Consider the following 21,890-nt stretch of genomic DNA (forward strand, 5'->3'; position numbering starts at 1 on the left):
CACGGCAGAACTCCCTTCGGCATTTCGGGCTACCGACCGAGTACTCGGTCGGTATGCTCGGCCCCGTGTCCGTTCGCGAGGAGGCGAAGCTGATGACCGACCTGGAGTCCCGGATCGACAAGGCGATCGAGGCGCTGGACCTGCCGGCGAAAGTCCGGCTGCTGACCGGCTCGGCGTTGTTCGCCCTGCACCCCGAGCCGGCGATCGGCCTCGCCGGGCTGGTCGTCTCCGACGGCCCCACCGGGGTCCGCGGCAGCGAGTTCGTCGACGGCGAGATCACCTGCCTGCTGCCGAACGCGACACTGCTGGCGCAGCACTGGGATCCGGAGGTCACGCGCGAGGCGGGCGCCCTGCTCGCCGACGAGGCCGCCAACCAGCACATCCACGTGGTGCTCGGGCCGACGATCAACCTGCACCGCACGCCGCTCGGCGGGCGGCTGTTCGAGGCGTACAGCGAAGATCCGCTGCTGACCGGCAAACTGGCCGTCGCGTACGTACAAGGCTTGCAGGGCAAGGGAATCTCGGCCACCCCGAAGCACTACCTCGCCAACGAGTCGGAGACCGACCGGTTCACGGTCGACTCGGTCGTCGACGAGCGCACGCTGCGCGAGGTGTACCTGCTGCCGTTCGAGATGGCGGTGGCGGAGGCGAACCCGTGGTCGTTGATGGCCTCCTACAACAGCATCAACGGGACCACGGCCACCGAGCACGCGCCACTGATCGTCGAGCTGCTCAAGGGCGAGTGGGGCTACGACGGGCTCGTGATGTCCGACTGGTTCGCCACGCGGTCGGCGGCCGCGAGCACCAACGGCGGCCTGGACCTGGTGATGCCCGGCCCGCAAGGGCCGTGGGGTGAGCAGCTGGTCGCGGCCGTCCGCGCGGGCGAGGTCGAAGAGTCCACTGTGGACGAGCACCTGCGCCGCCTGCTGCGGCTGGCCGACCGGGTGGGCGCGTTCGGGGAAGAACGCGAGTGGCCGGAGGGGTTGCCCGCACCCGATTCGCCGGAGCGCCGCGAGCAGCTCAAGCGCCTGGCGGCCGGTGGGATGACGGTACTGAAGAACGAGAATTCGGCGTTGCCGTTGCGCGAAGGCGAGAAGGTCGCGCTCATCGGCAGGCACGCGCTGGAGCCCGTCGCGCAGGGCGGAGGGTCGGCGCGTGTCCGGCCGCCGCACGTGGTATCGATGGCCGAGGCGCTCGATGCGTCCGTTGTGGACGGAGTCGAGGTGCGCACCGGGGAAACGGCGCCGTTGCCGGGAATGCTGCGTGATCCGGAGACGGGCGCGCCCGGCATCCGCGTGATCACCAGGGATCAGGACGGGGTCGTCGTCGACTCGCGGCATCGCGAATCGGCCGAGATCTTCGCCGGTGACCTCGGCAGGTTCGACAACGCCGCGAGCCTCGAACTGATCGCCGAAGTCACGAGGACGGAACGGCTGCGCGTCGGCCTGCGCGGGCCGGGGGCCTGGCAGTTCACCGCGCCGGGAGTCCACGACGACGTGGTGCTGGGCGCGGGCGACGGACCCGGCGGAGGGGTGCTGAACCCGCCGGCGTGGACGGTCGACATCGACCTGGAGGAAGGCGCGCGGATCAGCGCGACCACACCGGGCGAGACCGGGATGCGCGTACTCGGGCTGGTCGCGCGGCGCGCGCCGAAACCGCCGGCCGAGGTGATCAGTGACGCGGTGCGCGCGGCCAGGGAAGCGGATGCGGCAGTGGTCGTCGTGGGGTTGACGGCGGAGCAGGAGACCGAGGGCGTGGACAAGACCACGCTGGCCCTGCCGGGCGAGCAGGACGCGCTGGTCTCGGCCGTCGCGGCGGTGGCGAAGCGGACACTGGTCGTGGTGAACGCGGCGACGCCGGTGCTGATGCCTTGGCTGGAGGACGTCGACGCGGTGCTCTGGGCGGGCCTGCCGGGGCAGGAGGCGGGCGCGGCTGTCGCGGCCGCGCTGACCGGCGAGGTCGAACCGGCGGGGCGGCTCGTCACCACTTTCCCGGCTCGCGATGGCGACGGTCCCGCCTGGTCGACCACACCGGTGGACGGCAAACTTCCCTACGCGGAAGGAATTGCCGTCGGTTATCGCGGCTGGAACGAGGAGCCGCTGTTCTGGTTCGGCCACGGTCTCGGCTACACGAAGTGGCAGTACGGGGAGGCCGGGCTGTCCGTCGGGGAACGCGTGGAGTCGGCCAGGGTCGAGGTGACCAATACCGGCGAGCGGCACGGTCGCGAGGTGGTCCAGGTCTACCTGCGCCCCGAGGGCGAGCCGGTGCGGTTGATCGGCTGGGCGGGCGTCGAACTGGCTCCCGGGGAAAGCGCGCTCGTCGACGTGCCGTGTGACGAGCGGGTACAACGCTTGTGGGACAACGGTTCCTGGCGTCCACTCCCCCTCGGCGGCGAGGTGCTGATCGCGCGCGGGCTCGGCGACGTCCGGGCCAAGATCCGCGTGGGGGCCTGATGTCGTTCCCACCTCGATACCGGTCGCGGGGCGACGTCTCCGGGGCGGAGTCGCGGGAGAAGGCTGTGCGGGCGGCGATGGAGCTGTTCGCCACGTCCGGCTTCAAGGGGACGTCGATCGCGCGGGTCGCGGAGAAGACCGGGCTGTCACAATCCGGTCTGCTCCACCACTTCCCGAGCAAAACGGCGTTGCTGTCGGCGGTGCTGGAGGCGCGGGACGCCGAGGACGGCGAGTTCCTCAGCGCCGGGGGTGACGCGCCACTGGGCTGGGCCGCGTTCGACTCGCTCGCCGCGCTCGTCGCCCGCAACTCCACCCGGCCACAACTGGTCGGGCTGTACGTGCGGGTCTCGGCGGAGGCGATCGAGCCCGGCCATCCGGCGCACGAGTGGCTGCGGAGCCACTACGCGAACGTCGAGGCCTGGCTCACCGACGCCGTCCAGGCAGGCAAGGAGCGCGGCGAAATCCGCGCCGACGCGCCCGTGGAAGCGTTGGTGCGCACCACGATCGCGGTGCTGGACGGGTTGCAGCAGCAGTGGTTGCTGCGCCCGGAAAGCGTGTCGATGACCAAACTGTTCAACGCCCACGTGCAGGGACTTCGCGAACAGTGGAGCTCAGCGCCGGAACAGCCACCCCGGTGACCACGGTCAGCGCCGCCGCCCCGACGAGGATCACCGGGGCGGTGGTCAGCTCCTCGAGCAGGGCGAAAACGTAAGGCGCGCAGAACCCGACGTACGTGAGGGCCCAGAAGATCGCGCTCAGCCTGGCGAGCCCGGACGGCGGTGCGATCTTGCCGATCTCGGTGAGCCCGAACGTCACGCACAGGCCGTAACCCGTACCCAGCAACAAATCCGCGACCAAGGCGACCACCGGCTGCGTCGTCGCCGCGGCCAGCGCTCCGATGAGCAGACCGGCGCACACGGCCGAAAGCCCGGTGACGGCGACGGGCAGCACGCCGTGGTCGGCGAGCCTGCGGCCGAAGGGCTGGATGAGCAGGCCGGCGCCGAGCACCATCGCGATCGCCACCCCGGCGTATGCGGTTTCGAAGCCGGGCAAGCGTTTCTCGACCAGTCCGGGCAGCACCGCGAACCCGATGCTCGGCGCGGCGAACACCCACGGCGCCACCGGCGCGACCAGCCGCCAGAAGCGCGGATCGCGGATCCCCGTCGCGCCACCGGCCACTCGGGGTGGCCTCGTTTCGGGCAGCCGGGCCGCGAGGGCGAGCGCCACGACGGACAGCACCAGATGCGGGAAGTACGCGGTGAACAACGACGTCCACTGCGCGAGCAAGCCGGCGACCAGGCCGCCGATACCGAAACCGGCGGACAGCAGCAGGCTCGCGCGCCTCGCGCCGGCCGCGGGCGCGGCATCCGGGTCGTATGGCGGGTGCGAAAGCTCCTTGACCCACGCGCTGCCCGCGGCGAGCACCGCGCCCATCGCGGCGCCGGAGAAGAAGCGGCCGATGCCCAGCAGGAGCGTTTGATCGGCCATCAGCGCGAGAGTCGCTAGCAGCGACAGCACGACCGCGCCCAGCACGACCGGCTTGCGGCCGTAGCGGTCCGCGCCGGGGCCGCCCAGCAGGAGGCCGGGGATCAGTCCGACGACGTAGACGGCGAACAGTCCGGTCACCGTCGCCGAAGACAGCCCGAGCTCGTGGCGGTAGGCGCCGAGCAGCGGGGAGAACTGGTTGGCGCCCCAGCCCGCCGCGGTGATGAGCAGGGCGGCCCGGAGCCAGGCCGGCCTCGCGACCGCCGCCGTGGAAACACTCATGACGTCCAGTTTCGGCCGGTCCGAGCGGATAACGCGATCACGTTCACGTTTTCCGAACGACCTTGACGGGGCTACCTTCGGAGGGTGGACCTCCGCCGGCTCTCGTCGTTCCTCGCGGTGGCCGAAGAACAGCACTTCGGCCGGGCCGCCGCCCGGCTGTTCCTGTCGCCGTCCGCGTTGACCGGGCATATCCAGCAGCTGGAGCGGGAACTGGGCGCGCGGCTGTTCCACCGCAGCCCCGTTTCACTGACCCCGGCCGGAGAACGCTTCGCTCGGCACGCGCGCTCCCTGCTCGACGCAGTGCACTCGGCGACGGACGATGTGGCCGGCGCCTCGCAGCCGGACGTGGAAACGCTGCGGATCGGGATCATGGGCCACGGCTCGGCGGAGCTGACGCCCAAGGTCATCGACGCGTTCCGCCGCGCCCGGCCCGGGATCCGGCTCGCGCTGGAGACGCTCACGTTCACCGAGCACACGAGCGCGCTGCTCTCGCGGCGGGTGGATGTCGCGTTCGTGCGGCCCGCCGTCGCCGACGAGCGGATCGCCGTGGACGTGCTGAGCACCGAACAGCGGATCATCGTCGCCCCGGCGCGCTGGGAACTCGCCGACGCGCCGTCCGTGCGCCTGGCCGACGTGCTCGACCTGCCGTTCGTGGTGGTGCCGCCGCATACGCCGCGGCCGTTCACCGACTACCTGTACTTCACCGAGGCCCGCGGCGGCGAGGCCCCGCGGCGCTCGCCCGACCACGCCGTGACGCCGCAGGAAGTGCTGACGAGCGTTTCGGCGGGGCGGGGTGCGGGCTCGGCGCTGAGTTCGTTCGCGCGGTACTACCCGTGGCCCGGCACGGTCAGCGTGCCCGTGGTGGACGCGCCCTGGGAGCACAGCGTGCTGGCCACCAGGCTCGGCGACCCGAACCCGGCGGTGCGGCTGTTCCGCTCCCTGGCGACCACGCTCGCCGAGCGCTTTCCCGTGCGGCCGTGAGGGTTACGGCGGGTTCTGGCGTACTGGCCCGGCTTTGAGCAGTGCGACGGTGGGCGGTTCCCGGCGCTGGCAATGACACTCGGCCCCGCGGCTACCCGTCCGGGCCGCGGCTCAGGTGCGGGAGGGCTCAGGCGCGGGAGAAGGCCGAGCGCATCCAGTTGCCCGCCACCAAGACGATCGCCACCAGCGCGATGACCATCCCGATACCCGGGCCGCCGCCGACGGCGTTGTTCGCGTGCGAGGACTGCTGCGACCAGATCGCCAGCAACCCGTCCACGGAGGAGAACCAGCCACCGATCGCGCACACCCACGTCAGCCACCAGCGCCGCGTCGCGAGCGCCAGCGCCGAGCACACGATGCCGATCAACGTGGACGTGGCCGCGAACAGCTGCGGGATCGCGCCGCCCTGACCGAACAGCACCTGCCAGCCGACCTTGTCCCCCACCCACGGCAGGATCTGCCCGACCAGCAACACGAACACCAGGATCGAGATCACGAACCCGCGCCGGCCCAGCTCGACCGTGCGCGAGGCCTTGGTGACCACGTGATTCACGTCGTCGGCCAATGCCTGGTCGACCTCGTTGCCGTTCGGCACTTCGCTCACGCTCCACACCCGCCTGTCGTCGCCGGAACCGCCGGAGCACCGAAGGAAGGCAGCCCGAGGCTGACCCCGTCGGTCTTCGGACGCCGCCCGGCTTCCACGTTGTCGCCCGCGCGGGTACGGCGGTGCGACAGGACTTCCCCGTCGGCCACCAGATGGTGCGGGGCGCCGTAAGTGATCACTGTTTCCACGATGTCGCCGGGCCGGATCTCCCGGTCGACCGCCGCGCCCGCCGGGCTGAAGTGCACCAGCCTGCCGTCGCGGGCGCGGCCGCTCATCCGGTGGGTCTCGGCGTCCTTGCGGCCTTCGCCGGTGGCGACGAGCAGCTCGACCTTGCGCCCGACGAGCTTCTTGTTCTCCTGCCAGGCGATTTCGTTCTGGAGCTCGACCAGCCGGTCGTAGCGCTCCTGCACGACCTGCTTCGGCAGCTGGCCCGGCATGTCCGCGGCCGGGGTACCGGGGCGCTTGGAGTACTGGAACGTGAACGCGCTGGAGAACCGGGCCTTGCGGACCACGTCGAGGGTGGCCTGGAAGTCCTCCTCGGTCTCGCCGGGGAAGCCGACGATGATGTCGGTGGTGATCGCCGCGTCCGGCATCGCCGCGCGCACCTTGTCCAAAATGGACAGATACCGGCTGGACCGGTACGAGCGGCGCATCTCCTTGAGCACCCGGTCCGAACCCGACTGCAGCGGCATGTGCAGCTGGTGGCAGACGTTCGGGGTCTCGGCCATCGCCTCGATCACGTCGTCGGTGAAGGCGGCCGGGTGCGGCGAGGTGAACCGGACCCGCTCCAGGCCGTCGACCGAACCGCAGGCGCGCAGCAGCTTGGAAAACGCCTGCCTGTCCCCGAATTCGACCCCGTAGGAGTTGACGTTCTGCCCCAGCAGCGTCACCTCCAGCACGCCTTCCGCGACGAGCGCCTCGACCTCGGACAGGATCTCGCCCGGGCGCCTGTCCCGTTCCTTGCCGCGCAGGGAGGGGACGATGCAGAACGTGCAGGTGTTGTTGCAGCCCACGGAGATCGACACCCAGCCCGAGTAGGCCGAATCCCGGCGGGCCGGCAGCGTGGAGGGGAAGGTCTCCAGCGACTCGAGGATCTCCACCTCGGCCTCGGCGTTGTGCCGGGCGCGTTCGAGCAGCACCGGCAGTGCGCCGAGGTTGTGCGTGCCGAAGACGACGTCGACCCAGGGCGCGCGTTTGACGATTTCACCGCGGTCCTTCTGCGCGAGGCAGCCACCGACCGCGATCTGCATGCCCGGGTTCGCGTCCTTCGCGGGACGCAGGTGGCCGAGCGTGCCGTACAGCTTGTTGTCGGCGTTTTCGCGGACCGCGCAGGTGTTGAACACGACGAGGTCCGGGTGATCGGCCCCGTCCGCGGGCCGGTAACCCGCCTCCTCCAATTGCCCGGCAAGGCGCTCGGAGTCGTGTACGTTCATCTGACAGCCGAACGTACGGATTTGGTAGGTTTTTCCAACCTCTGGCGCGCTCATCGCCTACCAGGGTAAACCTGGCCTGTTTCACCCCTGTGGTGGCTGCCGCGGCACTCCCCCGGCCGACCGCCGCGCCGCCCCGATGTCACAGCGCCGATGTCGCCGCGCCGCTCCGATGTCACAGCCCTGGATGTCACAGCCTTGGAAGTCACAGCCCTGGAAGTCGCAGCTCGGGATGTCACGGCCCTGGGCTTCGCAGCTTTCGTCCGGAGGTCACAGCCCCAGATGCACCCGCAGCGCGTGCTCGATCTTCGCCATGATCACCGCGGGCACGTGCCCCACCTTCTTGCCGATGCGCTGCACGGCCACCGACCGCACCTGCTCGGCCTGCGCCTTCGAGTCCATCCGCAAACCACAGTCACCCGCTCGCAGCAGCACCTGGAACGGGAACACCCTCGAGACGTTCGACGTGATCGGCACGATCGTGACCACCCCGCGCGCCAGCCTGGTGGCCACCGAGTTCGCCCCGTCGTTGCTGACGATGACCGCCGGCCTGACCTTCGCCGCCTCCGAACCGCGCACCGGCTCCAGATCGACCAGGCGAATCTCGGCACGCCGCATCAGCCCGCGACCACCCCGTCACCCGCGACCGGTTCCCAGACCGCGGCCTCCTCTTCTTCCCACTCCGCCCACGCCGCCTGGTAGGCGTCCTCCAGCTGGGAAGCGCGCAGCATGTCGATCGCCTGGTGCAGCACGGCCGAACGGGACCCGGCCCTGGTCTCCGCCGCATACTCGTCGAGGAAGGCCACGTCCTCCTCGCCCAGACTCACACTCAGCTTCATACCGGTCATGCTACTCCGGTTGCCACCGGGGTGCCACCCATGCCGGACCCCGCCCTGCCTGGGCACCTTGCGTGACTATGGTGTGCTTTGCCTGGTGTCGCAGATGACGCCTAGGTTGCGTTTGATCCGATTTGCGGGCGCCAGTAGCCGCTTCGGTGTTAGATCGCCGGGGTGAGCCAGGGTATGGAGGGTTCGATGACCACTGCGACGTCAGCGCCGCCGATGATCAGGGCGACGGACGTGAACAAGTTCTTCGGCGACCTGCACGTGCTGAAGGACATCAACCTGGAGGTGCCGCGGGGTCAGGTCGTCGTCGTGCTCGGGCCGTCGGGTTCGGGCAAGTCCACGCTCTGCCGGGCGATCAACCGGCTCGAGCCGATCAACTCGGGCGAGATCGCGGTCGACGGCAAACCGCTGCCCGCCGAGGGCAAGGCGCTGGCCGCGCTGCGCGCCGACGTCGGGATGGTGTTCCAGTCCTTCAACCTGTTCGCGCACAAGAGCATCGTCGACAACGTGATGCTCGCGCCGGTCAAGGTCCGCAAGGTGGGTTCCGGTGAGGCGCGCAAGACGGCGATGGAACTGCTCGAACGGGTGGGGATCGCCAACCAGGCCGAGAAGTTCCCGGCCCAGCTTTCCGGCGGCCAGCAGCAGCGCGCCGCCATCGCCAGGGCGCTGGCGATGAAGCCCAAGGTGATGCTCTTCGACGAACCGACCTCGGCGCTGGACCCGGAGATGGTCCAGGAGGTGCTGGACACCATGACCGGCCTCGCCGCGGACGGCATGACCATGCTCGTCGTCACCCATGAGATGGGTTTCGCCCGGCGGGCCGCGCACCGCGTGGTGTTCATGTCCGATGGTGAGATCGTCGAGGACTCGACCCCGGACGACTTCTTCACCAGCCCGAAGTCCGAGCGCGCCAAGGACTTCCTGGGCAAGATCCTGACCCATTAGTAAAACCCGAAGGGACCTGACGAAATCATGCAGTGGAGTCGAATTCTGCGCGTCGGCGCGGTGGCCGCGGCGGCGAGCCTGGCCCTGACCGCGTGTGGCGGCGGTGGGGGCGGCAGCTCCGCGAACCTCGTCGACAAGGCCAAGAACGACAAGAAGCTCACCATCGGCATCAAGTTCGACCAGCCGGGGCTGGGGCTGAAGAAGCCGGACGGCACCTACGCCGGGTTCGACGTCGACGTGGCCAAGTACATCGCCAAGCAGCTCGGCGTCGACGAGAACAACATCACCTGGAAGGAAGCGCAGTCCGCGCAGCGCGAGGACCTGATCAAGAAGGGTGAGGTCGACTTCATCGTCGCCACCTACTCGATCACGGACAAGCGCAAGGCGGAGGTCTCCTTCGGCGGCCCGTACTTCGTGGCGCACCAGGACCTCCTGGTCCGCTCGGACGACAATGACATCACCGGGCCGGAGTCGTTGACCGGCAACAAGAAGCTGTGCTCGGTGAAGGGTTCCACGCCCGCGCAGAACGTCAAGGACAAGTACGCCAAGGACGTGCAGCTCCTCGAGCGCGCGACGTACAGCCAGTGCGTGACGTCGCTGCTCAACAAGGAGGTCGACGCGGTCACGACCGACGACATCATCCTGGCGGGCTACGCGTTGCAGCAGCCGGACAAGCTCAAGGTCGTCGGCAAGGGCTTCACCGACGAGAACTACGGCGTCGGCCTGAAGAAGGACGACACGCAGGGCCGCACCGCCATCAACGACGCGATCACCAAGATGGAGCAGGACGGCAGCTGGCTCACCGCGCTGAAGGCGAACGTCGGGCAGGCGAAGTACAACCTGCCGAGCGCGCCGCCGGCCATCGCGCCCTGACCCACGTCGGGCTGATCCGACCGAACAACACGGTGCGCCGCCGGCCGGCCCGGCGGCGCACCGTTCCTTATCCGGGAGGAGTCCCGAGCGGGGCTCTCCCGGTCCCGGACAGGCTTTTCGTTTCCTGACTCGCACCTACTTCCGCTAAAGACACCAGGGCAGGATTGGATACGGTGTTCGAATTCCTCGACAATCCCGACTACGACCTGGTCGGAGCTTTCTGGACAACCATCCAGCTCACGTTCTGGTCGGCGATCGGCTCGCTCATCTGGGGCACGCTGCTCGCCGCGATGCGCGTGAGCCCCGTGCCACTGATGCGGGCTTTCGGCACCGTGTATGTGAACACGTTCCGGAACACCCCGCTGACGGTGATCATCCTGTTCACGTCGCTGGGCCTTTCCTCGACGCTGGGGCTGCAGCTCGCGAACTCCGAGTCCTCCACGTCGCTGACGGACAACGCCTTCCGGCTCGCGATCCTCGGCTTCATCGCCTACACGTCCACCTTCGTGTGCGAATCCCTCCGGTCGGGCATCAACACCGTGCCCGTCGGGCAGGCTGAGGCGGCACGGGCGCTCGGGCTGTCCTTCGGCCAGGTGATGCGGCTGATCGTGTTGCCGCAGGCGTTCCGTTCCGTCGTGAACCCGTTGGCGAACGTGCTGATCGCGCTGCTGAAGAACACCACCGTCGCCGCGGTGATCGGTGTCGCGGAAGCCGCGCTGCTGATGTCCACGATGATCGAGAACGAGTCGGACCAGCTGTTCCTCGTTTTCGCCCTCTTCGCCGTCATCTTCGCCGCACTGGTGCTCCCGCTCGGGCTGCTCCTGGGCTGGCTCGCCAAGAAGGCCGAGGTCAAACGATGAGCGCTCCCTCCGTTCTCTACGACGCGCCGGGCCCGAAGGCCAAGGCGCGCAACATCATCTACAGCGTGCTGTTCGTGATCGCGCTGCTGGCCCTCGCCTACTTCATCTACTCGGGGTTCGACGCCAAGGGCCAGTGGGCGAGCGCCATGTGGAAGCCCTTCCTCGACGCCTCCACCTGGACGCAGTTCCTGTTGCCCGGCCTGGTCAACACGCTCAAGGCCGCCGCGCTGTCGATCGTGATCGCGTTACCCGTCGGCGCGCTGCTCGGCATCGGCAGGCTGTCCGAGCACCGGTGGATCCGCGTTCCGGCAAGCGTGATCGTCGAGTTCTTCCGCGCCATCCCGGTGTTGATGCTGATGGTGTTCGCGGCCGAGCTCTACGCCTACTACACCGACATCGACTCCGAGACCCGGCCGCTGTTCGCCGCCGTGACCGGCCTGGTGCTCTACAACGGCTCGGTGCTGGCCGAAGTGTTCCGCTCCGGCATCAGGGCGCTGCCGAGGGGACAGAGCGAGGCCGGCTACACGCTGGGCATGCGCAAGACGCAGGTGATGACGAACATCCTGCTGCCGCAGGCCGTCACCCTCATGCTCCCGGCGATCGTGAGCCAGCTGGTCGTGGTGCTGAAGGACACGGCGCTCGCCGGGCAGCTGACGATCGGCTACACCGAGCTGATCCGCACGTCCGGCACGATCACCGCGAACTTCAGCAACACCATCCCGACGCTGATCGTGGTCGCGATCCTCTACATCATCATGAACCTGATCCTCACCTCCTTCGCGTCCTGGCTGGAACGCAGGCTTTCCCGCAGGCGCAAGGCCCCACGGGCCTTGGGCGGCGGAGCCGAGCCGGTGCACATCAAGACCGACATGGACACCGGCGCAGCCGTCTGACCCGAGCAGTCGGACCCGAGCAGTCCGATCCGAGCCGCCGGGGCGAAAACCCTTACACACCAAGGGTTTTCCGCCCCGGCGGTTTTCAGTCCGGTGGGCTGTAGCCTGACTTGGCTCAAGATCGCTGATCTTGGGTAGGGTGCTGGCTGTTGAGCTGCGGTTTCGTCGTGTGAACGGCGAAAATCTGCGCACTAAGCGGCCGGTTCTAGGGGTCTGCCCATCGCTTCCCGGTTACGGCTTCAGCGACAAGCCGGCCGCGCCGGGGTGGGGGATCGAGCGGATATCCGACGCGTGGTGCGAGCTGATGGCCCGGGTCGGCTACCGGCGGTTCGGCGCCCAAGGCAGCGACTGGGGCACCAGCATCGGTCAACGGCAACCCGATCGGGTCGCCGGCATCCATCTCATGCCGCCGCTCGCACCGCCCGATCCGGCCACGTTGGACGACCTCACCGGTGCCGAGCGGGCGGCGCTCGCGACACTGCGGGAGGCGGACGAATGGGGCTCCGGATACTCGGCGCAGCAGTCGACCCGGCCGCAGACGGTCGGCTACGGGCTGGTCGACTCGCCGGCCGCCCTCTGCGCCTGGATCGTCGAGAAGTTCTGGTCGTGGACCGACTCCGGTGGCGACCTGCATCGAGTCATTACCCGGGATGAGCTGCTCGACAACCTGATGCTCTACTGGCTGCCCGGCACCGGTGCCTCATGCGCCCGGCTGTACTGGGAAAGCCTCCGGCAGGTCAACGAATGGATCTCCGGGTCGGCCGGCGCGCCGGTGACCGTACCCACCGGCTGTTCGGTCTTCCCCAAGGAGCTGCAGCGCCCGTCTCGGCGGTGGGCGGAGCGCCGGTTCCCGAACATCCGGTACTGGAACGAGCCCGGCAAGGGCGGCCACTTCGCGGCGTTCGAGCAGCCGGCGTTGTTCGTCGACGAGGTCCGGTCATTCTTCCGGCTGGTCCGCTGATGGTCTCCCGTACTCGGTAAGCGGCTGGCTAAAGATCAACAAGTGCCCATCGGGTGTCCGTACGTTGAAGTCGCGCATCCCGTAGGGCCGGTTAGCCAGTGGCTCGACGATTTCGGCGCCGCGGGCGCGCAGCTCGTCGTGGCAGGAATCGACGTCGTCGACGACAACCGTCACCCTGGCCGGGCCGACGCTGCTTTCGGCGTACAGGTGGAACTCGGCGGTGTCGCGGATCACGGCCGCGTAGCTAGGTGGGGTCTCCCAGGTGAATATGGTGTCGAATCCGAGCGCGTCCGTGAAGTACGACCACGCTGCCTGCACATCTCGGCACGGCAGCACGGGAACCGCCACCCGCATGACCATTCCGTCACCTTACCTAACTTTGGCTCAAGATCGCTGATCTTGGGTAGGGTGCTGGCTGTTGAGCTGCGGTTTCGTCGTGTGAACGGCGAAAATCTGCGCACTAAGCGGCCGGTTCTAGGCTGTCTCTCGTGGCGTATGTGCGCACGGTGAAGACGGCGTCGGGGGCCAGGGCGGTGCAGATCGTGCACTCCTCGCGTCGCGGGTCGCGGGACATCGAGCACATCGGCTCGGCGCATGACGATGCGGCGTTGGAGGCGCTCAGGGCGGTGGCGAGGCAGCGTCTGGCTGTGGGGCAGCCCGAGCTCGACTTTGGCCCGGACTTCGCGGCGTTGCAGGCCGGCAGTGGTGCTGGTGGTGCGCCGCTTGCGATCACGTCGTCGCGGATGGGGTACCTGTGGGACGCGCTCGGCCACGCCTACCAGCTGTTGGGGTTCGAGGAGGCCGCTGGTGGTGACGAGGTGTTCCGATTACTGGTGCTGGCACGGATCGTCGAGCCGACCAGCAAGCTGGACAGTCTGCGGGTGGTCGAGGAGGCAGGTTTCGACCCGCCGGCGTACGCGACCTCAAGCGGCGTCTGCCCGCGTTCGCGCACCTGACGGTCGTGTTCGCCGCCCTGGCCGTCAGCAGGTGGATCGAGCAGACCACCGGCTGGTCGATCAAGAAGTTCGTGCGCACCACCCGCCGCTACCGCACCATCAACATCCAGGCCGGCGAGCACACCCTCAAGGGTTTTCCGCCCCGGCGGTTTTCAGTCCGGTGGGCTGTAGTACACGTCCTGCTCGGTGGACATGATCCCCGGGTCGATCTTGGCGTTGAACACCACTTGGACTTTCACGTGTTTGGCCGCGTGCGGCACCGGGCCGGGCAGGTTCACGTGGACCACCGGGAACGGCGTCTGCTGCTGGGCACCGATCACGGGCTGGAACTTCCCGGACGCGATCACCGCGCCGTCGGAGCTCACCGACCAGTCCGCGTCATAGGGACCGGCGGAGACCTGGTCACAGGTGTACAGCCCGCCCCATTCGATCGCGGTGCCGAAATCCCGCCCCGCGATGTTCAACTGTCCATAACAGACACCTTCCCGCAGCTCGACCGCCTGCGCCGGCACCACCGTGGCGACAGCGGCGAGCCCGGCCAGCATCCCTGTCAGGGCAACGGTTTTCTTGCTCATCACAGCCTCCTAACTCCAGCAGACGACGCCGGAGTATTGCGTGAGCACGGCGCCGTTCCCATCCGGGGCGCCGGTCAACCCGGCGTAGTACACCTTTCCCGAGGCGCAGTACTGCGAGAATCCGGTGGCGGGCGCGCCGGCCTGTGCCACCATCGAATGCGCCCGTGGAGCCCCGGCTATCAGGTAGTTGCCCGTCGACGGGCCGACGAACTCGACCCTGCTGTTGTCCCCGCGGATGCCGTAGTACAGCAGTTCGGTCTGGATCTGCTGCAGCCCGTTTGCCTTGTCGTTGCAACCGGATGAGACCGTCAGCTGCATCCAGGACCCGTTCTGGTCGGAATCCGGATAGCCCTGCAGCCGCGCGGTGCAGTTGCCCTTGCCGAACGACGTGTCGGTGCTGGCCGACGCCGGCACGGCGGACAACAGAGCCACCACCGCGGCCAGTACGACCGCGAGCAGCCCCCGGATTTTGACGTGCTTCATCGAACCCCCCTCTACTGCCGATCACGCCCAGCGAGCACGACCGATACAAGGAATATCGCGAAATGTTTTCAATAGTCGAATGACGACCGCGCGCGGAAACGCGCCTTGAATCCCCAGAAATCCCCCCAGCCGCTCCATCCGGGAGCCGCCGGCCACCAAGAACGCTAGCAGCGCGGTCAGGCCTTCACAAGTCAGCTTCTCGGGTGATCAGTCCGAGCAGAGCCAGTCCAGTACGACGGCAGCCGTCCACGACTGGTCGGCGCTGCCCAGCGGTTTCCCGGTGAACGGCTCGTAGTACTCGCCGAACGCGCCGTCTTCGGTGAGCCTGATGCCGGCGTCGCGCAGCTTCCGCGCGCGCTCGTGCCAGCCGCGATGTTCGAAGGCCCAAAAGAAAACCCACGCGACGACCGGCCATTGTGGACCGCGCCAGTACTGGCGCGGGTTGAATCCCGGCCGCAGCGGCGACACCGACGGCGGGACCGGCGCCAGCAGACCTTCGTGACCGCACCATCGCTCACTGTCCAAAAGCGACAGAAGACGGAGCTGGACGTCGTCCGGCGCGCCACCGCACAGCAGCGGCGAAAATCCGGCGATGGTCTGGGTGTCGAGCCAGCGGCTGGTCCGCAGGTCGCGGTCGCGCGCCATGCCGGACACCGAATGGCAGCTCCCCGCCACCGCGGCGCGCGCTTTCTCCGCCCAGTCGGCCAGATCCGCCAGCTCGCCCGCCGGCTGCCCGAACTCCTCGCCCAGTTCGACCAGCACGTCGCAGGAGATCGCGAACAACGCCGTGATGAACACGTCGCCGACGAGAAAACTGGAATTCTCCACGATCTTGCGCTGGTCGTACCCCGCGCGGCGCATCTCTTCGATCAGCCACAGGTACCGGTCGTACTCGCGGTCCGTCGGGCGCTCGCTCGCGTCGCCCACGACACGGACGTCCTTGCGCACATAGGGAGGCAACGCCGCGCCGGGGTGCACCGCGTCGTACGGCACGTCCCACCGCGGGGAATTGTCCATTCCGGACTCCCAGCCGTGCACGATCGCGACCAGCCCGCTCGAACCCGGGGTGCGGTATTCGACCAGCCACCGATGCCAGGCGTACAGCGCGGGCCAGATCTTCCGGGCGAAGCGCTCCGCCGCGCGCCGGTCGTCCGGCGAAGATCGCCGCGCCACCTCCAGCACGCGCTGCACCGCGATGGCGTGCACCGGCGGCTGGCAGATGCCCGACGTGCGCACGTTGCGCGGGCCGTCCGGCGCCGCTTCGGTGCCCCACCTGTCCGGGCCGGGGAAGTAGGCGTCGTCGTCCGTGAAGACGATGTGCGGCACCATCCCGTTGCGCCACTGCGCGGCGAACAGCGTCTCCAACTCCGCTATCGCGCGCTGGACGTCCAGGCGCGCCAGGCCGATCGAGATGAACGCCGCGTCCCAGCTCCACATGTGCGGGTACAACCGGGGCGCGGCCGTGATGACCGCTCCCGTGTCGTTGTCCCGCAAGACCCTGGCGGCGCGGGCGGCCAGGGCCGCCTCCGGGTAGCGCGCAGGCCTGTCCCCCGTCGCGGTCGGGACGTCCACTGTCATTGCTTCGTCTCCAGGCAGCACGACGCGGCGGTTACACTTCTGTCAGGTCATTGAACATAAGTCCGCCCGGGAGATCCTGTCAACATGAGTCCGCCCCGTGCTGCCCCGCCGACGTCGGCCGGACACGTACTCGAGGTGCTGCGTGCCGAGGGCCCGCTGACGCGCCAGGAGCTGCAGGACCGCATCGGCCTGTCCCGGGTCACCCTCGTCGAGCGCCTCGACCTGCTACAGCGGCTCGGGCTGCTGCGCCAGACGGGGCACCGGGCGTCCAGCGGCGGCCGCCCGGCGGAGATTCTCGAAGCGAACGACGTCGGCCGCACCGCGCTGGTCGCCGACGTCGGCCAGCGGCACGCGACCATCGCGGTGGCGGACCTGCGTGGCACCGTGTTCGCCCAGGCCCACCGTCCGCTGCCGACCGGACATCTGCCTGGGGAAACGCTTTCCGGACTGCTGGCGACGGGCCGTGAATTACTCGCCGAGACGGGCCGGGCGGACAGCCTGTGCGCGATGGGGTTGAGCGTGCCGGGCCAGATCGACCACGAACACGGCATCACGGTGGCCCCGCCGAGTATGGCGGCCTGGCAGGGATTCCGGCTGCGGGAACCGTTCGGCGAGGCGCTTTCGGTGCCCGTGCTGCTGGAGAACGACGCGAACGCGCTGGCCTTCGGCGCCTACTGCGAACTCGGGCGCCCCGACGCCGCGCTGGTCGGGGTCAAGGTCGGCACCGGGATCGGCGCCGGGCTGGTGATCTCCAAGCGGACGCACCGGGGCGAGACGTCGTCCGCGGGCGAGATCGGTCACATCCGGATCGAGGGCAACGACCAGCGCTGCGACTGTGGCCGACGCGGCTGCGTCGCGGCCATCGCCAGCGGCCAGGCCGTGCTCCGACAACTGCGGCCCACAGGCGTCCGCACCGCCGAGGACGTGGTGCGGCGCGTACGCGCGGGCAATCCGGAGGCGGTGCGGGTGACGGCCGCCGCGGGGCGGTTGGTCGGCACGGTGCTCGCCACTGTGGTCACGATCGTCAACCCGCGCTACCTGCGCGTCGGCGGCGCTATCGGCGTACTTCCGCCGTTCCTCGACGCGCTGCGGGACGCTGTGCTCGCCAACGCGCACACGTCGGCGCGAGACGGGGTGGATGTGGGCGCGTGCGTACTGGGCTCGAACACCACGCTCGCCGGTGTGGCCGGGCTGGTGGCGGACGAGGTGCTCTCCCCGGCGGCCGTGGACGCACTCGTCGTGCCGGAAACGTCCCCGGTGCCATGAACGGACCGGTATAACTCAGGGGTGACCGAGCTGGGGTTCGAACCGATCCGCCCGCCCTACGTCGTGCTCAACGACGCACCGGTCGGCGAAGGCGGCACGGAGGACCTGCTCGGCACGGCCGAAACAGCGCGCAACCTGGCGGAACTGATTCTCGCTTCGCGCGCGGCCGCGCCGTTCACGCTCGCCGTCGACGCGCGCTGGGGCATGGGCAAGAGCAGCCTGATGCGCACCCTCTCCAGCACGCTCGAGAACAACGAGCCCGACGCCGTGTCCACGGTCTGGTTCAACGCGTGGACGTCGGCGCGTGCCGACGCGGTCGAGGGCCTGATCAAATCCGTGCTGTTCTCCTTCGACCGCAATGTGGTCCGCCGGACGGTGCGCGGGCTGCTCCGGCGCACCCAGGTGGTCGGTGCCCTGCGAGCGGCCACGCTGGTCGCGTCGAGCTTCTTCGGGTTCGCCCATGCGGTGGACGAGATCTGGCGAGCGCTGGCACTGGATGCCAAGTCCCGCAACGAGATCAAGGCCGTCGTCCGGGACATGGCGCAGGACTGGCTCGCGCGCGGCGGGAAGGGCACGAACCGCAGGCTGCTGGTCGTGTTCATCGACGACCTCGACCGCTGCGCCGACGATCGCGTGTTCGCGGTCTGCGAGGCGATCAAGCTCTACCTCGACGTGCCGGGAATCGTGTTCGTCCTCGGCTGCGACCAGGTCGTACTGGGGCAGGCCGTGGGCGGGACGGCGGGCGCGCAGTACCTGGAGAAGATCATCCAGGTCAACTACCCGATCCCGGCGCCGGGTGAGGAAGAGGCACAACGCCTTGTCAACGGGTACGTCGAGCACTCGGGCACGGCGCATCTGTTCGATGACTCGATGAAGCGGCTGCTGGTGGAGCGCACCGGCCGCAACCCGCGTCGGATCAAGCGCCTGATCAACAGCTTCGTGCTCGAACACCGGCTCAACCGGAGCTGGGACGACCTCGGCGCGAAGAACCTGGTGAAAGTGGTGCTGCTGCAACACTTCTACCCCACGTTCTACCGGAACATGCTCAGCGGGACCGACCGCGACCCGGTCCGCGAGTTCGTCGACTACCTCGTCTTCCGCGGATTCGTCCGGCAGCACAGCGAGGGCGACCCGCTGCGGTGGCGCCGGTTGTTCGACGCGGTGAAGCTCGCCCCGCCAAGCGAGGACGCGGACGGGGCAGAGCTCGAAGCGAGCCTGGCGGAGCTGGAAAAGCAGCTCCCGGTGGAGTTCCCGGAACTGGCCGGGGACCGGGAATTCGTGTCACTGGTGGAAAGTCTCTTCGTCGATTCGGTCGAGTGGCAGCGGCTCATCCAGCAACCCCTCGTTTCGCAGGCTTCCTCCTTCGCCGGCCCCCGCGACCTGCGCCGATTGCGGGTGCTGTGGATCGATGACTATCCGGACGGGAACCGCTGGCCCATCGACCAGCTCGAAGCGGGCGGCGCGAAGGTCGAGTCGGTCACCGACCGGGCGGGCGCGCTCGCGGCGCTTTCCCGGCTACGGCCGAACGTGCTGATCTCCGACGTCCGCCGGGGCGACGACGACAAGGCCGGCTTCACCGATCTGGCGTACCTGCGCGACAACGGCCTGTACGGCGGACCGGCGTTCTTCTACTGCGGGCAGGTCACGCCCGCGCGCGTCAGGGCGGCGAAGCAGCTCGACGCGGAGATCACGAACGACCCCGGCGAGCTGCTTTCCCTGATCGACGAATCGGCCTAGTTCTTCTTGCGGCGGAACAGGTTCGTGCCGAGCCAGACCAGCGGGTCGTACTTGCGGTCGGCCACCCGCTCCTTCATCGGGATCAGCGCGTTGTCGGTGATGTGGATGCCCTCCGGGCACACCTCGGTGCAGCATTTGGTGATGTTGCAGTAGCCGAGGCCGTGCTCGTCCTGTGCGGCGTCACGCCGGTCGGCCACGTCGAGCGGGTGCATCTCCAGTTCCGCGATGCGCATCAGATACCGCGGGCCGGCGAAGTTCGCCTTGTTCTCCTCGTGATCGCGCACCACGTGACAGGTGTTCTGGCACAGGAAGCATTCGATGCACTTGCGGAACTCCTGCGAGCGTTCCACGTCGACCTGCTGCATCCGGTAGTCGCCCGGCTTCAGGTCCGCGGGCGGCGTGAACGACGGGATCTCGCGCGCCTTCGTGTAGTTGAAGGACACGTCGGTCACCAGGTCGCGGATCACCGGGAACGTGCGCATCGGGGTGACGGTGATGACCTCGGCCTCGTCGAAGACCGACATCCGGGTCATGCACAGCAGCCGCGGTTTGCCGTTCACCTCCGCCGAACACGACCCGCATTTGCCCGCCTTGCAGTTCCAGCGCACGGCCAGATCGGAGGCCTGGGTGGCCTGCAGCCGGTGGATGATGTCGAGCACCACCTCGCCCTCGTTCACCTCCACGGTGAAGTCCTGCAGCTCGCCGCCCGTGTCGTCACCACGCCAGACGCGGAAGTTCGCCTTGTAGGTCATGCCTTCCTCCGCGGGTGCTCGACCAGCTCGTCGTCGGTGTAGTACTTCTCCAGCTCGGCGATCTCGAACAGCTCCAGGAGATCGCCCCGCATCGGCTCCTGGTCCTTGATCGTGACGGTCACCCCCGGCGCCAGCGGGTCCTCGCTCGACGACGCGCACACCAGCAGTTTGTTGCGCCACTGGGCATCCATCTTCGGATGGTCGTCGCGGGTGTGCCCGCCGCGGCTTTCCGTGCGCAGCAAGGCGGCGCGCGCCACGCATTCGCTGACCACCAGCATGTTGCGCAGATCGAGCGCGAGGTGCCAGCCAGGGTTGAACTGCCGGTGCCCTTCCACCGTGACGTTGCGGATGCGCTGCTTGATCTCTTCGAGCTTGGTCAGCGCCTGCTCGATCTCCTCGGCCTTGCGGATGATCCCGACGAGATCGTTCATCGACTGCTGCAGCTCACCGTGCAGGGTGTACGGGTTCTCCTCGATCCCCTCCGCCGGCGGGTCGAACGGCACCAGCGCCACCTTGGCCGCTTCGTCCACATCGGACTGGGCGATCGCGGGGCGCTCCTTCAGACCCTCCACATAGGACGCCGCGCCGAGCCCGGCACGTCGGCCGAACACCAGCAGGTCCGACAGCGAGTTCCCGCCGAGGCGGTTCGAGCCGTGCATCCCGCCGGAGCACTCGCCCGCCGCGAACAGCCCTGGCACCGTGGAGGACGCCGTGTCCGGGTCCACCTCGATCCCGCCCATGACGTAGTGGCAGGTGGGCCCGACCTCCATCGGCTCGGCGGTGATGTCGACGTCGGCCAGTTCCTTGAACTGGTGGTACATCGAGGGCAGCCGCCGCTGGATCTCCTCCGCGGTCAGCCTGCTGGCGATGTCGAGGAACACCCCGCCGTGCGGGGAACCGCGCCCCTCTTTGACCTCCGAGTTGATCGCCCGCGCCACCTCGTCGCGCGGCAGCAGATCCGGCGTGCGCCGGTTGTTGTCCGCGTCGGCGTACCAGCGATCGGCCTCTTCCTCGCTTTCCGCGTACTGGCCTTTGAACACGTCCGGCACGTAGCCGAACATGAACCGGTCTCCCTCGGAGTTCTTCAGCACCCCGCCGTCGCCGCGGACGCCTTCGGTGACCAGGATTCCCTTGACGCTCGGCGGCCAGACCATCCCGGTGGGGTGGAACTGGACGAACTCCATGTTGATCAGCGTCGCCCCCGCGCGCAGTGCCAGCGCGTGCCCGTCACCGGTGTACTCCCAGGAGTTCGAGGTGACCTTGAACGACTTGCCGATGCCGCCGGTGGCCAGCACCACCGCCGGCGCCTCGAACAGCACGAACCGGCCGCTCTCCCGCCAGTACCCGAAGGCGCCTGCGATGCGGCCGTTGTCCTTGAGCAGCTCGGTGACCGTGCACTCGGCGAAGACCTTCACCCGCGCCTCGTAGTCGCCGTACTTCTCCTTGTCCTCCTGCTGCAGCGAAACGATCTTCTGCTGCATGGTGCGGATCAGCTCGAGCCCGGTGCGGTCACCGACGTGCGCGAGCCGCGGGTACGTGTGCCCGCCGAAGTTGCGCTGGCTGATCCGCCCGTCCTTGGTGCGATCGAACAACGCGCCGTAGGTCTCCAGCTCCCAGACCCGGTCCGGGGCCTCCTTGGCGTGCAGTTCGGCCATCCGCCAGTTGTTCAGGAACTTGCCGCCGCGCATCGTGTCGCGGTAGTGCACCTGCCAGTTGTCGTTGGAGTTGGCGTTGCCCATCGACGCCGCGCAGCCACCTTCGGCCATCACGGTGTGCGCCTTGCCGAACAGGGATTTGCAGACCACCGCGACGGACAGCCCGCGTTGCCTTGCTTCGATGACGGCCCGCAGACCGGCGCCGCCGGCGCCGATCACCACCACGTCGTAGCTGAGCCGTTCGACCTCTGTCATAAACGATGCACCTTTGACTTC

At 68.6% G+C, this 21,890-nt stretch carries 21 protein-coding genes and 1 pseudogene; 11 read left to right on the forward strand and 11 right to left on the reverse strand.

The window, feature by feature from the left end:
- The first annotated feature begins 65 nt into the window (after positions 1–65).
- Together FPZ12_RS18775 and FPZ12_RS18780 are read left to right on the forward strand one after the other, a co-directional pair.
- Complete coding sequence (locus tag FPZ12_RS18775; RefSeq protein WP_243769909.1) at positions 66–2,453, forward strand: glycoside hydrolase family 3 protein; 2,388 nt, start codon at positions 66–68, stop codon at positions 2,451–2,453.
- A complete protein-coding gene (locus FPZ12_RS18780; RefSeq protein WP_144755470.1) occupies positions 2,453–3,091 on the forward strand; it encodes a TetR/AcrR family transcriptional regulator in 639 nt (212 codons plus the stop codon). Before FPZ12_RS18775 ends, FPZ12_RS18780 begins: the two co-directional genes overlap by 1 nt.
- On the opposite strand, the gene FPZ12_RS18785 is transcribed toward FPZ12_RS18780, so the two are convergent.
- Positions 3,027–4,220, reverse strand: coding sequence for an MFS transporter (locus FPZ12_RS18785; protein WP_208025903.1), 1,194 nt, complete (start codon positions 4,218–4,220; stop codon positions 3,027–3,029). The genes FPZ12_RS18780 and FPZ12_RS18785 overlap by 65 nt on opposite strands.
- Before the next feature lie 84 nt (positions 4,221–4,304).
- On the opposite strand from FPZ12_RS18785, the gene FPZ12_RS18790 reads away from it, so the two are divergent.
- A complete protein-coding gene (locus FPZ12_RS18790) occupies positions 4,305–5,201 on the forward strand; it encodes a LysR family transcriptional regulator (RefSeq protein ID WP_144755467.1) in 897 nt (298 codons plus the stop codon).
- A gap of 127 nt (positions 5,202–5,328) precedes the next feature.
- Here the strand turns inward: FPZ12_RS18790 and FPZ12_RS18795 are convergent, their stop codons facing one another.
- From FPZ12_RS18795 to FPZ12_RS18810, 4 genes are all read right to left on the reverse strand, one after another.
- Positions 5,329–5,805: an Rv2732c family membrane protein gene (locus FPZ12_RS18795; protein ID WP_166462816.1), complete on the reverse strand. Its 477-nt coding sequence runs from the start codon at positions 5,803–5,805 to the stop codon at positions 5,329–5,331.
- Positions 5,802–7,292, reverse strand: coding sequence for a tRNA (N6-isopentenyl adenosine(37)-C2)-methylthiotransferase MiaB (gene miaB, locus FPZ12_RS18800; RefSeq protein WP_144755464.1), 1,491 nt, complete (start codon positions 7,290–7,292; stop codon positions 5,802–5,804). Before miaB ends, FPZ12_RS18795 begins: the two co-directional genes overlap by 4 nt.
- A 213-nt stretch (positions 7,293–7,505) precedes the next feature.
- A complete protein-coding gene (locus tag FPZ12_RS18805; protein ID WP_144755461.1) occupies positions 7,506–7,853 on the reverse strand; it encodes a type II toxin-antitoxin system PemK/MazF family toxin in 348 nt (115 codons plus the stop codon).
- On the reverse strand, positions 7,853–8,074 hold the full coding sequence (locus FPZ12_RS18810; protein ID WP_144755458.1) for a ribbon-helix-helix domain-containing protein: 222 nt from the start codon (positions 8,072–8,074) through the stop codon (positions 7,853–7,855). The genes FPZ12_RS18805 and FPZ12_RS18810 overlap by 1 nt, the downstream gene beginning before the upstream one ends.
- Before the next feature lie 222 nt (positions 8,075–8,296).
- Here FPZ12_RS18810 and FPZ12_RS18815 point away from each other — a divergent pair, with 222 nt between their 5' ends.
- The 5 genes from FPZ12_RS18815 (at position 8,297) to FPZ12_RS18835 (ending at position 12,612) form a co-directional block, all read left to right on the forward strand.
- Positions 8,297–9,025, forward strand: coding sequence for an amino acid ABC transporter ATP-binding protein (locus tag FPZ12_RS18815; protein ID WP_208025906.1), 729 nt, complete (start codon positions 8,297–8,299; stop codon positions 9,023–9,025).
- Positions 9,026–9,052: 27 nt separating this feature from the next.
- Entirely contained in the window at positions 9,053–9,898 is an 846-nt protein-coding gene (locus FPZ12_RS18820) for a glutamate ABC transporter substrate-binding protein (RefSeq protein WP_144755452.1), read from the forward strand.
- A gap of 164 nt (positions 9,899–10,062) precedes the next feature.
- A complete protein-coding gene (locus tag FPZ12_RS18825; RefSeq protein WP_424923618.1) occupies positions 10,063–10,758 on the forward strand; it encodes an amino acid ABC transporter permease in 696 nt (231 codons plus the stop codon).
- Positions 10,755–11,651 (forward strand): amino acid ABC transporter permease, encoded by an 897-nt coding sequence (locus FPZ12_RS18830; protein ID WP_144755445.1) that lies wholly within the window; start codon positions 10,755–10,757, stop codon positions 11,649–11,651. Before FPZ12_RS18825 ends, FPZ12_RS18830 begins: the two co-directional genes overlap by 4 nt.
- 139 nt (positions 11,652–11,790) lie before the next feature.
- Positions 11,791–12,612, forward strand: a complete 822-nt coding sequence (locus tag FPZ12_RS18835; RefSeq protein WP_243769910.1) for an alpha/beta fold hydrolase — start codon at positions 11,791–11,793, stop codon at positions 12,610–12,612.
- Here the strand turns inward: FPZ12_RS18835 and FPZ12_RS18840 are convergent.
- Entirely contained in the window at positions 12,589–12,972 is a 384-nt protein-coding gene (locus FPZ12_RS18840) for a VOC family protein (protein ID WP_144755441.1), read from the reverse strand. The two genes, FPZ12_RS18835 and FPZ12_RS18840, sit on opposite strands and share 24 nt — an antisense overlap.
- A 128-nt stretch (positions 12,973–13,100) precedes the next feature.
- Between FPZ12_RS18840 and FPZ12_RS18845 the strand changes: the two are divergent.
- A pseudogene (locus tag FPZ12_RS18845) lies at positions 13,101–13,561 on the forward strand (IS1634 family transposase); the annotation flags it as partial.
- Positions 13,562–13,720: 159 nt separating this feature from the next.
- Here the strand turns inward: FPZ12_RS18845 and FPZ12_RS18850 are convergent.
- The 3 genes from FPZ12_RS18850 to ggh all read right to left on the reverse strand — a co-directional run bounded on the left by FPZ12_RS18850 (position 13,721) and on the right by ggh (position 16,204).
- On the reverse strand, positions 13,721–14,143 hold the full coding sequence (locus FPZ12_RS18850) for a hypothetical protein (protein ID WP_144755438.1): 423 nt from the start codon (positions 14,141–14,143) through the stop codon (positions 13,721–13,723).
- A gap of 9 nt (positions 14,144–14,152) precedes the next feature.
- Complete coding sequence (locus FPZ12_RS18855; protein ID WP_144755435.1) at positions 14,153–14,626, reverse strand: hypothetical protein; 474 nt, start codon at positions 14,624–14,626, stop codon at positions 14,153–14,155.
- A gap of 207 nt (positions 14,627–14,833) precedes the next feature.
- On the reverse strand, positions 14,834–16,204 hold the full coding sequence (ggh, locus tag FPZ12_RS18860) for a glucosylglycerate hydrolase (protein WP_144755432.1): 1,371 nt from the start codon (positions 16,202–16,204) through the stop codon (positions 14,834–14,836).
- An 84-nt stretch (positions 16,205–16,288) separates the two neighbouring features.
- Here ggh and FPZ12_RS18865 point away from each other — a divergent pair, with 84 nt between their 5' ends.
- A complete protein-coding gene (locus tag FPZ12_RS18865; protein WP_144755429.1) occupies positions 16,289–17,470 on the forward strand; it encodes an ROK family protein in 1,182 nt (393 codons plus the stop codon).
- A 21-nt stretch (positions 17,471–17,491) separates the two neighbouring features.
- Positions 17,492–19,207, forward strand: a complete 1,716-nt coding sequence (locus tag FPZ12_RS18870) for a P-loop NTPase fold protein (RefSeq protein WP_144755426.1) — start codon at positions 17,492–17,494, stop codon at positions 19,205–19,207.
- Here FPZ12_RS18870 and FPZ12_RS18875 read toward each other — a convergent pair.
- Together FPZ12_RS18875 and FPZ12_RS18880 are read right to left on the reverse strand one after the other, a co-directional pair.
- Positions 19,204–19,959, reverse strand: coding sequence for a succinate dehydrogenase/fumarate reductase iron-sulfur subunit (locus tag FPZ12_RS18875; RefSeq protein WP_144755423.1), 756 nt, complete (start codon positions 19,957–19,959; stop codon positions 19,204–19,206). The genes FPZ12_RS18870 and FPZ12_RS18875 overlap by 4 nt on opposite strands.
- Positions 19,956–21,869 (reverse strand): fumarate reductase/succinate dehydrogenase flavoprotein subunit, encoded by a 1,914-nt coding sequence (locus FPZ12_RS18880; RefSeq protein ID WP_144755420.1) that lies wholly within the window; start codon positions 21,867–21,869, stop codon positions 19,956–19,958. The genes FPZ12_RS18875 and FPZ12_RS18880 overlap by 4 nt, the downstream gene beginning before the upstream one ends.
- Between the last annotated feature and the right edge of the window lie 21 nt (positions 21,870–21,890).

The sequence above is a fragment of the Amycolatopsis acidicola genome (assembly GCF_007713735.2).
Taxonomy (GTDB): Bacteria; Actinomycetota; Actinomycetes; order Mycobacteriales; family Pseudonocardiaceae; genus Amycolatopsis_E; species Amycolatopsis_E acidicola.